This is a genomic window from Streptococcus sp. 714 (assembly GCF_013277115.1).
In the GTDB taxonomy this organism is placed as follows: Bacteria; Bacillota; Bacilli; order Lactobacillales; family Streptococcaceae; genus Streptococcus.
Window position 1 is genome coordinate 20,450 of record NZ_VMMH01000007.1, and the last position, 14,867, is coordinate 35,316.

The 14,867-nt window shown below is 35.5% G+C and carries 10 protein-coding genes and 2 tRNA genes; 7 read left to right on the top strand and 5 right to left on the bottom strand.

Annotated features, from left to right (window positions below):
• Positions 1-30 precede the first annotated feature (30 nt).
• Positions 31-102, top strand: a tRNA-Glu gene (locus tag HT718_RS02455).
• 5 nt (positions 103-107) lie between these two features.
• A tRNA-Asn gene (locus HT718_RS02460) sits at positions 108-181 on the top strand.
• A gap of 40 nt (positions 182-221) precedes the next feature.
• Here HT718_RS02460 and HT718_RS02465 read toward each other — a convergent pair.
• A complete protein-coding gene (locus HT718_RS02465) occupies positions 222-764 on the bottom strand; it encodes a TetR-like C-terminal domain-containing protein (RefSeq protein WP_070478116.1) in 543 nt (180 codons plus the stop codon).
• Between the two features lie 127 nt (positions 765-891).
• On the opposite strand from HT718_RS02465, the gene HT718_RS02470 reads away from it, so the two are divergent.
• Positions 892-3,534 (top strand): YhgE/Pip domain-containing protein, encoded by a 2,643-nt coding sequence (locus HT718_RS02470; RefSeq protein WP_173267053.1) that lies wholly within the window; start codon positions 892-894, stop codon positions 3,532-3,534.
• Between the two features lie 26 nt (positions 3,535-3,560).
• Here HT718_RS02470 and HT718_RS02475 read toward each other — a convergent pair whose 3' ends face one another.
• Positions 3,561-6,104: a YfhO family protein gene (locus HT718_RS02475; protein WP_173267055.1), complete on the bottom strand. Its 2,544-nt coding sequence runs from the start codon at positions 6,102-6,104 to the stop codon at positions 3,561-3,563.
• Between the two features lie 61 nt (positions 6,105-6,165).
• Positions 6,166-7,788, bottom strand: a complete 1,623-nt coding sequence (locus HT718_RS02480; protein WP_000958774.1) for an ATP-binding cassette domain-containing protein — start codon at positions 7,786-7,788, stop codon at positions 6,166-6,168.
• 205 nt (positions 7,789-7,993) lie between these two features.
• Between HT718_RS02480 and trpS the strand changes: the two genes are divergently transcribed.
• Both trpS and guaB read left to right on the top strand, forming a co-directional pair.
• A complete protein-coding gene (gene trpS / locus HT718_RS02485) occupies positions 7,994-9,019 on the top strand; it encodes a tryptophan--tRNA ligase (protein WP_173267057.1) in 1,026 nt (341 codons plus the stop codon).
• A 151-nt stretch (positions 9,020-9,170) separates the two neighbouring features.
• Positions 9,171-10,649 carry an IMP dehydrogenase gene (guaB, locus tag HT718_RS02490; protein WP_020901151.1) on the top strand — a complete coding sequence of 493 codons (1,479 nt, stop codon included), beginning with the start codon at positions 9,171-9,173 and terminating at the stop codon, positions 10,647-10,649.
• A gap of 49 nt (positions 10,650-10,698) precedes the next feature.
• Here the strand turns inward: guaB and recF are convergent, their stop codons facing one another.
• A complete protein-coding gene (gene recF / locus HT718_RS02495) occupies positions 10,699-11,796 on the bottom strand; it encodes a DNA replication/repair protein RecF (protein WP_173267059.1) in 1,098 nt (365 codons plus the stop codon).
• Between the two features lie 2 nt (positions 11,797-11,798).
• On the bottom strand, positions 11,799-12,167 hold the full coding sequence (gene yaaA / locus HT718_RS02500) for a S4 domain-containing protein YaaA (protein WP_020900983.1): 369 nt from the start codon (positions 12,165-12,167) through the stop codon (positions 11,799-11,801).
• A gap of 158 nt (positions 12,168-12,325) precedes the next feature.
• Between yaaA and HT718_RS02505 the strand changes: the two genes are divergently transcribed.
• Complete coding sequence (locus tag HT718_RS02505) at positions 12,326-13,576, top strand: pitrilysin family protein (protein WP_173267061.1); 1,251 nt, start codon at positions 12,326-12,328, stop codon at positions 13,574-13,576.
• The gene (locus tag HT718_RS02510; protein ID WP_173267064.1) at positions 13,573-14,856 is read left to right on the top strand and encodes a pitrilysin family protein; all 1,284 of its coding nucleotides are present in this window, start codon (positions 13,573-13,575) and stop codon (positions 14,854-14,856) included. The genes HT718_RS02505 and HT718_RS02510 overlap by 4 nt, the downstream gene beginning before the upstream one ends.
• Positions 14,857-14,867: the final 11 nt, after the last annotated feature.

A 14,867-nucleotide genomic window follows, 5' to 3' on the forward strand; every position in this document is an offset into this window, starting at 1 on the left:
ATATAATGGTTATATCTGCTACAGATAGAAGGTCCGTTGGTCAAGGGGTTAAGACACCGCCTTTTCACGGCGGTAACACGGGTTCGAATCCCGTACGGACTATTTTATCCGCCATAGCTCAGTTGGTAGTAGCGCATGACTGTTAATCATGATGTCGTAGGTTCGAGTCCTACTGGCGGAGTATAGATAAAAGGGAACACAACTGTGTTCCTCTTTTTATATCAATTTGCATTACCAAGCATCTTCATAAGGAAGTCTGTTATTTCTTGAGGACTTTCTTTTTTTCCATGTGCAATCCAAGTTTGACAGACACCAAAAAGTGCATGAGTTAGATAGATGCTACTATATTCTAATTCAGTGGTATTTAGATTCAGTTGCATAAATTGCTTTTGTAAATCCGTACTGAGCATGATATGAAGTTTATTTCTTAAGAAATTTTGGATTTCTTTAGTCCCATTTTCAGAAAGAAGGGCAGCCAGAAGTGGTTCTGATTCTAGATATTCAAATACTTCTAAAATAGCATCTCTTTTGTGATGAGCATGTTTTTGAAAAATATATTCAAATGTATGGAATAGCTTGCTTTGATAGTGCTCAATCATATCATACTTATCCTTATAGTGAGTATAGAAGCTGGAACGACTAATTCCGGCTTTTTCTGCTAACTTGACAGTAGAAATTTGATCAAATGGCTGTTCCATCAGTAATTGTACCATAGCATTTTCAATAGTTCGCTTTGTTTTTAAGCGTTTGTTACTTTCTTGCATATTTCCTCCTTGTAAACAAATTAGACTATCTGTCTAAAAATGTATTTTTTATCTTGTAATTTAGATTTTTTAATGTATAATCTATTATATCAAAATTTTAGACAATATGTTTAAAAAAGGAGAAGCTATGTTTAAAGAATGGAAAGCAATTTTAAAAAAACCAACCTTTATTATTGTCATGATAGGGATTTCTCTTATTCCAGCTCTGTACAATATCATATTTTTGTCATCAATGTGGGATCCATATGGGCAATTGTCTGACTTACCTGTGGCAGTTGTCAATAATGATAAAGAGGCTTCCTATAACGGTAATACCATGGCAATAGGAAAAGACATGGTGTCCAATTTAAAAGAAAATAAAAGCTTGGATTTTCATTTTGTAGATGAAGATGAAGGAAAGAAGGGATTGGAAGATGGCGATTACTATATGGTAGTGACTTTACCAAGTGATTTATCTGAAAAAGCAGCTTCTATTTTAACGAATCATCCAGAGCAAATGCAAATCGATTATCAGACTTCAAGTGGTCATAGTTTTATTGCTAGCAAGATGAGCGATTCTGCGATGACACAATTAAAGCAGAATGTTTCTACAAATGTAACTGAGACCTATACTAAAGCTTTATTTAACAAAATGATCGATTTAAAGGATGGTATGAGTCAAGCAGCTTATGGTAGTGAAAAATTAACTGATGGAGCGAATCAGTTAGTGACAGGTAGTCAAACATTGACTACTAACCTACACTCTTTAGCAGCTTCAAGTTTAACATTTTCAAATGGAACGGAGCAGTTTACTAAAGGATTATCCTCTTATGTTTCTGGTGTTGAACAACTTCATCTTGGCTTAGGGAATTTTAATAGTGGTTTAGTTACATATACTGGTGCAGTGAGTAAATTAGATAGAGGGTTAGGTCAATTATCTTCTAAAAGTCCTGAATTAGTAGGAGGAATCAATCAATTATATACTGGTGTAGAGGCCTATACTGGCGGTGTTTCTCAGCTCAATACTGGTCTTAATCAATTTTCATCTGGTGTTAGTGCCTATACAAACGGAGTGGGAAATCTTGCAACAGGTGCTAATCAGTTATCTAGTCAATCAGCTACCCTTCGAATGGGGGTGGAGCAATTAAGTGAAGGGATTCAACAACTTTCTAGCAAGTTAGATTCTTTGTCTGGGAAAAAAGATCAAATTAATCAATTATCTTCTGGTCTGAGTCAGTTAAATCAAGCTATTCAAAATATTGATGTTGGAGATACAAAACAGTTAGATTCTGTTTTATCAAGTATAGTATCTCTTTCTAATCAAATGCTAGCAAGTACTCAGTCTGAAAAAGCGACTACATTAGCCAATATTCAATCGACAGCAGCTTATCAATCCTTGACAAGTGAGCAACAAGCTGAGATAAGTGCTTCTGTACCTCAAAATTCGACTGATAGTATTCAATCAGCTCAGTCAATTGTAGCTTTAGTACAAGGTTTACAGGGAGGTTTAAAAAACTTACAAAATAAATCTTCAAATCTTTCAACGTTAAAAGATCAAGCTAATCAAGTATTACCGCTTGCTTCTACTTCTTTGACAGGATTGTCAAGTGGATTAACAGAAATACAAGGAGCAGTGACGAGTAAATTAGTTCCTGCCAGTCAGTCGATTACATCAGGTGTAAATGCATATACTGCAGGTGTTGATAAAGTTTCTCAGGGTGCAAGTCAACTAAGTGAAAAGAATTCCACCTTGACAGGTAGTTTGGATCAACTAGTTTCAGGCTCAAACACCTTGACACAAAAATCTTCTATCTTGACAGCAGGAGTTGGTCAATTAGTTGAAAAAACTCCAGAATTAGTATCTGGTATTGAAAAATTATCAACTGGCTCTAACCAATTGAATCAAAAGAGTCAAGAATTAATGGCAGGAGTTGATAAATTACAATCAGGATCTGGTCAATTAGCAGACAAATCCAGTCAGTTACTTTCAGGTGCTTCTCAATTAGAGAATGGAGCTAATAAATTGGCAGATGGATCTGGGAAACTTGCAGAAGGTGGAACAAAGTTAACTTCTGGATTGGAAGATTTACAGACAGGAGTTGCTTCTTTAGGACAAGGACTAGGTAATGCTAGTGATCAACTCAAATCAGCATCTACGGAATATCAAAATGCAGAGATTTTGTCAAATTCACTCAATCTTTCAAAAACAGACAATGATCAAGTTCCTGTAAATGGGATTGCTATGGCTCCTTATATGATATCAGTCGCTCTCTTTGTCGCTGCATTATCAACAAATATGATTTTTGCTAAATTACCTTCAGGTCGTCATCCTGAAACTCGCTGGGCTTGGTTCAAATCTCGCTTTGAGATAAATGGAGTTATAGCTGTTTTAGCCGCTTTCTTAGTCTATGGTGGCGTTCATCTTATTGGTCTAACAGCAAATCATGAAATGAGAACCTTGTTCTTAATTATTATCGCAAGCTTAACATTTATGTCTATGGTAACTGCATTAACAACATGGAATAGCCGTATAGGAGCTTTTTTCTCTCTTATTTTGCTATTATTACAGTTAGCATCAAGTGCAGGTACTTATCCACTTGCCTTGACAAATGATTTCTTTAGAGCTATTAATCCCTGGTTACCAATGAGTTATTCGGTTTCGGGATTACGACAAACAATCTCTATGACAGGAAATATTCATCATCAAGTCATTTTCCTTGCTGTGATATTAGCCCTATTTACTGGTTTAGGTATGCTAGCCTATCGACCTAAGAAAATGGAAGAAAATTAAAAAAATCGACCAACTGGTCGATTTTTTTATGTCTTAGATGACTTTCGTTTGTGATTATAGATTGCAAATAGTAAAAGAGAAGTAAAGGAACAGATTGCTCCAATAACAAACCCATTGGGAATAAAGGAAAGTGTAATAGTTCCTTTTCCCTTAGGAACGTCAACTTTCATAAAGCCAGTTTGAGCTTGGTTAATTTTTATTTTCTTACCATCTTGGTAGGCAGACCAACCTTTGTCATAAGGAATGGTGAAGAAAATCGACGTATCTTGTTTGACATCATATGTAGCAAAGACCTTATTTTTAGAAGTTGATACTGTGACAGGTTGTTCTTTAATTTTTTGAATTGCCTCGGTAAAAGTTTTGGTATCTAAACGATAGAAGGTAGGAGATTCAAATGATACCTGTGAATTTCCAGGGAAACTAACATGAATATTGAAAGTTTTTTTCTCTTTAGTATATCCTAGATTAAAGAAGGAGAAGACATTATCAGTTGTAAAAGTTTTCTTTTCCCCATTTACAAGGATGTCAACCTTTTTTTGTTTGTCATTAGAAAAGTGAAGGTTTGTGAAAGAAAGATAAACTTGACTGTTTTCTGGCACTTCAATTTGATATTGGATTGCTGCATCCTCATTTGAAGAACTTGTAACACTAATCAAATCATCAGTATTCTCTGTTTTTTCATAGGAGATTGGAGAAAAATAATCAAAATTGACGTCAGCAAGTTGATTTAAAAACGAGGCTTGATTATCTAAAGTATGTTCAGTGAACTTGACATTGTTGTAAATAGATTGACTAGCAAAGGCAATCGGAAGAGAGTATTGATTTTCATATAGGGTAAGATTATCTTTTTGATAGATATCTTTAAAACCATACTTATCAATAGGACTGTCTGAGATATTATACTGGATGCCAAATAAACTATCAGCCAAAATACTATTATTTGCATAACGGAGATTGAGATTAGTCCCAGAGGATTTAAAACCAAGTTTATCTAAAGTAGAGCTTGCTGAACGATTTCGAACAGATGAAAATTGAGAGATTCCATTGTAGTTAAATTTCATACTGTCATTTCCTGTCTGAGTTTGTAGTTTCTCAGTACGAGTAAATGAATTCCCAATATATGTTGAGAAAGATTCCATAGCTCGGATATCTCTACTATATGCACTTCGAGAAGCAAATCCCCATTCATTTGCAATTCCGTCCATTTGAGATGAAGCATTTAAACTTATTTCAACCATTATAAATAAAGAGATTAGAATAGCAAATAGATTTACAGAGATAAACTTTTTGATAACTGCAAGGAGTAAAAGCGAATAGACAACCAAAAATTCAAGAGTAAGCAGAATATTCAAATCTGTTAAAAAAGAATAATGTGATTTTAGATAGATAGTAGTTAAAAATCCTGTTACTATAAGAAAAAGTGAAACTAAAAAGTTCCAGATTTTAATTTCTTTCAGACGATTTAAGACTTCCGCTGCTGTGTAGATTAACAAGGTAGAGAAAATCCAAGCATAGCGATGTAAAAACATGTTTGGAGTATGCATGCCTTGCCAAAATAAATCAAGAGCTTCTATATAAAAGCTTGCAATTAAAAATGTAAAGAAGATTGAATAGATAAGTTTCACGGGAAACTTAATAGATTTCAGCGTAAAAAATAAAATGGTCAAAATAAAGGGGAGTAGTCCAACAAAAATCATTGGGATGGCCCCATACTTTGTTGTGTCAAAAGAACCAATGAATTGCTTAGCAAAGAGATCAAGATACCAGCTACTTTCAGTTTGAAACTTTGTAACTTCAGTCAATTTTTCCCCATGTGTCTGTAAATCAAACAGAGTTGGAAGAGTCATAATCAAACTAGCCATGCCAGCTAAAACGGAGGTGATTATGAAATCAAGAAAAGATGATTTTCGAGTTTTAAAGTCCCAAGAAATTTGACAGAGATACCAGAAAATAAGAAACAATGCTGTCATATAGCCAAAATAATAGTTTTGGATAAATAAGATTGACAGACTTGTAAAGTATAATGAGAATTTCTTTTCAGTTATAAGTAGGTGTAAACCAGTTATAATGAAAGGAATCAAGATAAAAATATCCAGCCAGGTTTTTATCTCTAACTGACTAACGGTAAAGCTCATCAGAGCATAAGAAGTGGATAAGGCTAGTTTTAAAGATTTCGGAATATCTTTAAATAATCTATTTAGACTAAAGAAGGTTGACAGACCAATCAATCCCAATTTTAAGAGAGTTGTCAGATAGACAGCATCTGGTATATTCGTTAAATCAAAAAAGTAAACCAGAGGCGCGAGAAAACTACCCAAGTAATAACTAGATAGGGCATAGAAGTTTAGTCCTAGACCACTTGTAAAGGTGTAAAACAAACTACCATTTCCATGTAGGATATTCCTTAGAGCTATATCAAAAATAACGTATTGATGAAAGCCATCTCCTAATAGAGGAGAGTTGTCACTATTCCAGTAGATACCTTGAGATAGGTATACTCCTGTCATAATCAATACAGGAATGATGAAAGAAACAAAATAGTTCCAATATGTTTTAAAAAATAATTTCATGTTACCTCATAAAATGTTAGAAAACTCAGCTGGTTAACCCAACTGAGTTTTGAAGTTTTATTTAGTCTTTCCAAAGTTCTTTAACTTTTGCTTGTACTTCTGCATTTTCTAGGAATTCATCATAGGTTTCATCGATACGATCGATGACGCCATTTTTAGACAAGACAATGATATGGTTAGCCAAAGTTTGAATAAACTCGTGGTCATGACTGGCAAAGATGATTGATTCTTTAAAGTTTTTCAATCCGTCATTCAAGCTTGAGATAGATTCCAAGTCCAAGTGATTGGTTGGGTCATCAAGTACAAGCACATTTGACTTCAAGAGCATGAGTTTTGAAAGCATGACACGAACTTTTTCTCCCCCTGACAAGACGTTTACAGGTTTGTTAACTTCATCTCCAGAGAAGAGCATACGGCCTAGGAAACCGCGTAGGAAAGTATTGTCATCTTCTTCTTTACTTGCAAATTGACGCAACCAGTCAAGAATTGATTCTCCCCCTGCGAAATCGGCCGAGTTATCTTTTGGCAAGTAAGAACGGCTAGTAGTAACTCCCCACTTGACAGTTCCTTCATAGTCAATGTCTCCCATGATTGCACGAATTAATGCAGTCGTTTGGATGTCATTCTGTCCAATAAGAGCTGTCTTATCACCTGGACGCAAGATAAAGCTGATATTATCTAAAATAGTTTCACCATCAATCTTTACAGTTAGATTTTCTACTGTCAAGAGATCATTACCGATCTCACGTTCTGCTTTAAAGTTAATAAATGGATATTTACGACTAGATGGCACAATCTCTTCTAGCTCAATCTTGTCAAGCATTTTCTTACGTGAGGTTGCTTGTCTTGATTTAGAAGCATTGGCAGAGAAACGAGCAACGAATTCTTGCAATTGCTTAATTTTTTCTTCTGCTTTGGCATTACGGTCTGCTAGCAATTTAGCAGCGAGTTCAGAAGATTCCTTCCAGAAGTCATAGTTTCCGACATAGAGTTTGATTTTTCCAAAGTCAAGGTCGGCCATGTGAGTACATACTTTGTTTAAGAAGTGACGGTCATGGGATACTACGATAACTGTGTTATCAAAGTCAATCAAGAAATCTTCTAACCATGTAATTGATTGGATGTCCAAACCGTTGGTAGGCTCGTCCAATAGAAGAACATCTGGTTTACCAAAAAGTGCTTTGGCGAGGAGAACCTTTACTTTCTCACCATTGGCCAATTCGCTCATATTCTGGTAGTGCAATTCTTCTGGAATGTTTAGGTTTTGAAGGAGTTGAGAGGCTTCACTCTCTGCTTCCCAGCCTCCAAGCTCGGCAAACTCTCCTTCAAGTTCGGCAGCACGCACGCCATCCTCATCTGAGAAATCTTCCTTCATGTAGATAGCATCTTTTTCCTTCATGATGCTATAAAGTTTTTCATTTCCCATGATAACGACATCAATGGCACGTTCATCTTCATAGTCAAAGTGATTTTGACGGAGAACAGAGAGACGCTCATCTGGACCAAGAGAGATGTGACCAGTAGTAGGTTCGATATCTCCAGCTAAAATTTTTAAAAAGGTTGATTTTCCGGCACCATTAGCACCGATTAATCCATAGGTATTTCCTTCTGTAAATTTGATATTGACATCATCAAAAAGTTTGCGATCACTAAAACGTAGTGAAACATCAGATACTGTAAGCAATGTTTTTCTCCTATATGTGTAATATATTTATTCTACTAGAAAATACGGAAATATTCAAATTTTTATCTGTCAATTTTGTGTAAATTATGTTTACAACTCTCTTTACAAAAAGCAGTAAATAGCAAGGTTGATTTATTTTAATAAATTACGGTTATTTCATTAAAAAAATGCTATAATTGAAGAGACTATATCGAAGGAGAATAAAATGACTAAACCCATTATTTTAACAGGAGACCGTCCAACAGGAAAATTGCATATTGGACATTATGTTGGAAGTCTCAAAAATCGAGTATTATTACAGGAAGAGGATAAGTATGACATGTTTGTGTTCTTGGCTGACCAACAAGCCTTGACAGATCATGCCAAAGATCCTCAAACCATTATAGAGTCTATCGGAAATGTGGCTTTGGATTACCTTGCAGTTGGATTGGATCCGAGTAAATCAACTATCTTTATTCAAAGTCAGATTCCAGAGTTGGCTGAACTATCTATGTATTATATGAATCTAGTTTCATTAGCACGTCTGGAGCGTAATCCAACTGTAAAAACAGAGATTGCTCAGAAAGGGTTTGGAGAAAGTATTCCGACAGGATTCTTGGTCTATCCAATCGCTCAAGCGGCTGACATCACAGCTTTCAAGGCTAATTATGTTCCTGTTGGGACAGATCAGAAACCAATGATTGAGCAAACCCGTGAGATTGTTCGTTCTTTTAACAATGCATATAACTGTGACGTTTTGGTAGAACCGGAAGGTATTTATCCAGAGAATGAGAGAGCAGGTCGTTTGCCTGGTTTAGATGGGAATGCTAAAATGTCTAAATCCCTTAATAATGGTATTTATTTAGCTGATGATGCGGATACTTTGCGTAAAAAAGTAATGAGTATGTATACAGATCCAGATCATATCCGCGTTGAGGATCCAGGTAAAATTGAAGGAAATATGGTTTTCCATTATCTAGATGTTTTTGGTCGTCCAGAAGATGCTCAAGAAATTGCTGACATGAAAGAACATTATCAACGAGGTGGTCTTGGTGATGTGAAAACCAAACGTTATCTACTTGAAATATTAGAACGTGAACTGGGTCCTATTCGTGAGCGCCGTATCGAATTTGCTAAGGATATGGGAGAAGTTTATAATATGCTTCAAAAAGGTAGTGAAAGAGCGCGTGAAGTTGCAGGTCAAACCCTATCTGAGGTTAAAGGAGCAATGGGACTTCATTACTTTAACTAGGTTTATTTTACAAGAAACTATCATTTCTATCAGAAAGAAAAGATAGTTTTTTATTTACCCCTGTAATATTTGACAAATTTTTATAGAATGGTATGATAGATACAATATAAAAAGAGTCAAGCTCAAAAAGAAAGAAAAGAGGAAACTTCGAATGTCTAATTGGGACACTAAATTTTTGAAAAAAGGTTTTACCTTTGATGATGTATTGCTTATTCCAGCTGAAAGTCATGTGTTGCCTAACGATGCAGATTTAACAACTAAATTGGCAGATAATTTGACTTTAAATATCCCAATTATTACCGCTGCCATGGACACAGTAACAGAGAGTCAAATGGCTATTGCTATTGCTCGTGCAGGTGGTCTCGGAGTTATCCATAAAAACATGTCTATTGCTCAACAAGCAGACGAGGTTCGCAAGGTAAAACGTTCTGAAAATGGAGTTATTATTGATCCGTTCTTCTTGACGCCTGAACATACAATTGCTGAAGCTGATGAGCTTATGGGACGTTACCGCATCAGTGGTGTTCCAGTTGTTGAAACACTTGAAAATCGTAAATTAGTTGGTATTTTGACAAACCGAGATCTTCGTTTTATTTCAGATTATAACCAACCAATTTCAAACCATATGACTAGTGAAAATCTTGTGACTGCTCCTGTGGGTACAGACCTTGCAACAGCTGAGAGTATTCTTCAAGAACACCGTATTGAAAAACTTCCTTTGGTAGATGAAGAAGGTCGTCTTTCTGGTTTGATTACTATCAAAGATATTGAAAAAGTTATTGAGTTTCCAAATGCTGCTAAAGATGAGTTTGGTCGTCTCTTAGTTGCAGGTGCAGTAGGTGTTACTTCAGATACATTTGAACGTGCAGAGGCTCTTTTTGAAGCAGGAGCGGATGCGATTGTTATTGATACTGCACATGGTCATTCTGCAGGTGTCTTGCGTAAAATTGCTGAGATTCGTGATCACTTCCCAGATCGTACTTTGATTGCTGGAAATATTGCAACTGCTGAGGGAGCGCGCGCACTTTACGAAGCAGGTGTAGACGTTGTCAAAGTTGGTATTGGACCAGGTTCTATCTGTACTACTCGTGTGATTGCTGGTGTTGGTGTTCCACAAGTAACAGCTATCTATGATGCTGCAGCTGTTGCGCGTGAATATGGTAAAACGATCATTGCTGACGGTGGAATCAAGTATTCTGGAGATATTGTAAAAGCTCTTGCTGCAGGTGGAAATGCAGTTATGCTTGGATCAATGTTTGCTGGAACAGACGAAGCTCCAGGCGAAACTGAAATCTTCCAAGGACGTAAGTTTAAGACTTACCGTGGTATGGGATCAATTGCTGCTATGAAAAAAGGCTCAAGCGATCGTTACTTCCAAGGTTCTGTCAATGAAGCAAATAAACTTGTTCCAGAAGGAATTGAAGGTCGTGTTGCTTATAAAGGAGCGGCAGCTGATATCGTCTTCCAAATGATTGGTGGTATCCGATCTGGTATGGGTTACTGTGGTGCGGCTAACCTTAAAGAACTACATGATAACGCTCAATTTATTGAAATGTCTGGTGCTGGTTTGAAAGAAAGCCACCCTCATGATGTACAAATTACTAATGAGGCACCAAATTATTCTATGTAAAAGAAATAAAAAGAACTCCTGCAAAAATAGGAGTTCTTTTACAATATTGTCAAGTTTTATTTACAACAACTTTACCATCTTGAATAGTGAAAATACTTAGATTTTCTGGTAGATTTTGAAGATGGTCTAAGCTTGTTGTTGTAATAAAGGTTTGGATTGATTGAGAAATCGTTTCTAATAATTTTAACTGTCTAGTGTTGTCAAGCTCGCTCATAACATCGTCAAGTAATAATATCGGAGATTCTGTAGTAATACTTTCCATTAACTCGATTTCTGCTAATTTTATAGAAAGGACGAGACTACGATGTTGGCCTTGACTTCCAAAACTAGCATCCATTCCATTTATATAAAAAGAAATGTCATCTCGATGAGGACCAACACCAGTATTCTTTTTAAATAAATCTCTGTATCTACTTTTTTCTAAAGCGATTTTGAAAGATTCGGATAAGTTTTCTTTGTCAGTTATCTTGACAGAAGATTGATAGGATATTGACAACTCTTCAATCTGATTAGAGAGTTCAAAATGTTTCTTACGCCCAAATGATTCTAGTTTTTTTATGAAATCTAAGCGGTGATTCATTACACGACATCCATAATCAATTAGCTGATCATCCAACACAGAAAGGAAGGTTTCATCTATTTTTTGAGCTGATTTTAGATAAGTATTTCTTTGTTTTAGGATGTGATTATAATTGGTTAAGTCAGATAGATAGATTGGCTTAATTTGTCCAAGCTCCATATCAATAAATTTTCGTCGAGCTGAAGGTGCTCCTTTAATTAGTTGTAAATCTTCAGGAGCAAATAAGACAACATTCATGTGTCCCACATAATCTGAAAGGCGTGCCTGTTTTAAATGATTAACTTTGGTCACACGGCCTTTTTGTGTTAGTTCGATTTCTAGGGGGATGGATCCAGTTTTTTTCTGAACGAGACCTGAAAGATGAAGCTGTTCCTCATCAAAATGAATGAGATTTTTATCTGTTCGAGTTCGATGACTACGCGTTAAGGCTAAAAAATAGATAGCCTCTAACATGTTTGTTTTTCCTTGTGCATTACGTCCCAAAAAGACATTCAATTTAGGATTAAAGTCTATTTTCGTCTCTTTGTAATTACGAAAAGTCTTTAGAGATAGGTTTTGTAGCCACATGATTATCTTCCAGGGAATCGCGGAGCTTGTTTGCTTTTAGGTGATGAAGCAGGTTTCGATTTGTCTTTTTTTACTCCTTTATTCATCTCTTTGACAAGTTTAGCGATCCGTTCTTTTTCAACTTTATCAGCTTGGTATTCATCTTGTTCTTCAGAAGTAGGTTGTGTCAACAAGATGTCAATGTTCATGTCAGGGATGTCAACTTTATCGCCAATACGAAGTTTTTTACCGCGACGACTCTCTAATTCCCCATTAAAGTAAACAGAATGTTCAGAGAGAAATGATTTGATAGCTCCTCCGCTATGTGTAATTCCAAGTTCTTTGAGTAGTGCTTGGAGGGTAATAAATTCTTCAAATAATTTGTATTCCATAATTCACCTCAATCTTTGGTATTATATCATATTTTCCTAAAAATAGTGATAGAAACAGGAAGAAATGTAAGCGATTTTTATTTCAAAACTGTTACAGAGAACAAGAAAATTTCAGGTTTTCGTGATATAATAGAAGTCTGTATATAAGGAGGTAAATCATGGAGTTAGTGCATGGAATTTCAACACATTTTATCCAATCAAAGAAGTTTAAAACGAACAAAATCACCGTGCGTTTTACAGCTCCATTATCTCTTGATACGATTGCAGGTCGCATGTTGAGTGCGAGTATGCTAGAGACTGCTAATCTGATGTACCCTACTTCTCAAGATTTGAGAAGACACTTGGCTAGTCTATATGGTACAGATATGTCAACCAATTGTTTTAGAAGAGGACAAAGCCACATTGTAGAATTGACATTCACATATGTTCGTGATGAGTTTTTAAGTAAGAAAAATGTGTTAACTTCACAGGTTTTGGAACTAGTAAAAGAAACTCTTTTTTCACCCGTTGTAGTTGATAATGGGTTTGATTCTGCCTTATTTGAAATTGAGAAAAAACAATTGCTAGCAAGCTTAGCAGCTGATATGGATGATTCTTTTTATTTTGCACATAAAGAATTAGATAAATTATTTTTTCATGACGAACGTCTCCAATTGGAATATAGTGATTTACGAAATCGTATTTTAGTTGAAACTCCACAAAGTTCTTATTCTTGTTTCCAAGAATTTTTGGCCAATAATCGAATAGATTTCTTTTTCCTAGGTGATTTTAATGAGGTTGAAATTCAAAATGTATTAGAATCATTTGACTTTAAAGGTCGAAAAGGAGATGTGAAGGTTCAGTATTGTCAACCTTATTCCAATATACTACAAGAAAGTATGGTTCGGAAAAATGTGGGACAGTCCATTTTAGAGTTGGGCTATCATTGCTCTGCTGAATATGGTGATGAGCAACATTTACCCATGATTGTAATGAATGGTTTACTTGGTGGATTTGCTCATTCTAAACTCTTTACAAATGTCCGTGAAAATGCTGGATTAGCTTATACCATTTCCAGTCAGCTCGATTTATTTAGTGGGTTCTTGAGGATGTATGCTGGTATTGATCGAGAAAATCGGAACCAGGCTCGTAAAATGATGAATAATCAACTGCTTGATTTAAAAAAAGGTTATTTTACAGAGCTTGAGTTAGAGCAGACCAAGGAAATGATTCGTCGGTCTTTGTTACTTTCTCAAGATAATCAAAGTTCATTGATTGAACGTACTTATCAAAATGCCTTACTTGGAAAATCTTCAGCAGACTTTAAAGGTTGGATTGCAAAACTCGAGCAAGTTGACAAAGATGCTATTTGTAGAGTAGCTAATAATGTGAAACTACAGGCGATTTACTTTATGGAAGGAATAGAATGACAAAGGTTGTTTTTGAAGAAAAATACTATCCAGCTGTAAAAGAAATGGTTTATCGAACTCGTTTGTCAAATGGATTGACAGTTGCTCTTTTGCCTAAAAAGGAATTTAAAGAGGTTTACGGGAGTGTAACTGTACAGTTTGGTTCGGTAGATACGCTTGTAACAGAAGTTGACGGAGATGTAAAACAATATCCTGAAGGAGTTGCTCATTTTCTTGAACATAAATTATTTGAGAGAGAAGATGCTAGAGATTTGATGTCGGCTTTTACGAGTCTAGGTGCAGATAGTAATGCCTTTACAAGCTTTACAAAAACAAGCTATCTTTTTTCAGCAACGGCTCATTTTTTAGAAAATTTAGACTTACTTGATGAATTAGTAACATCGGCACATTTTACCGAAGATTCCATTATGAGAGAGCAGGATATTATCCAGCAAGAACGAGAAATGTACCACGATGATCCCGATTCGTGTTTATTCTTTTCAACCTTAGCGAATTTATATCCTGGCACACCTTTAGCGACTGATATAGTTGGAAGTGAGGAGTCCATTTCCCAAATCAATCTAACTAATTTGCAAGAAAATTTCACAAAGTTTTACAAGCCTGTAAATATGTCTCTGTTTTTAGTTGGTAATTTTGATGTGGAGCAAGTACAGGACTATTTTGAAAGAAGAGAACTGGAAGATCTAAATGTTCAGGAAGTATCAAGAGAAAAGTTGCTTTTACAAGATGTAAAGCCAACAGACAGTATGAGAATGGAAGTATCTTCTCCCAAGCTAGCGATTGGGATTAGAGGTAATCGAGAAGTTGCTGAGGCGGATTGCTATCGACATCATATTTTATTGAAATTATTATTTGCAATGATGTTTGGTTGGACTTCGAATCGTTTTCAAAAGTTATATGAATCAGGTAAAATAGATGCTTCCTTATCTCTTGAAATTGAAGTAACAAGTCGTTTTCATTTTGTTATGTTGACAATGGATACGAAAGAGCCAGTTGCTTTATCTCATCAGTTTAGGAAGGCCATTCGTAATTTTACAAAGGATTTGGATATTACAGAGGATCATTTAGATATTATCAAAAGAGAGATGTTTGGAGAATTTTTCAGTAGTATGAACTCTCTTGAATTTATTGCAACGCAATATGATGCTTTTGAACATGGTGAGACAATTTTTGACTTACCAAAGATTTTACAGGAAATTACTTTAGAGGATGTCCTTGAAGCAGGGCATCACTTAATAGATGAAGGGGATATAGTTGATTTTACAATATTCCCATCGTAGTAACTTATCAT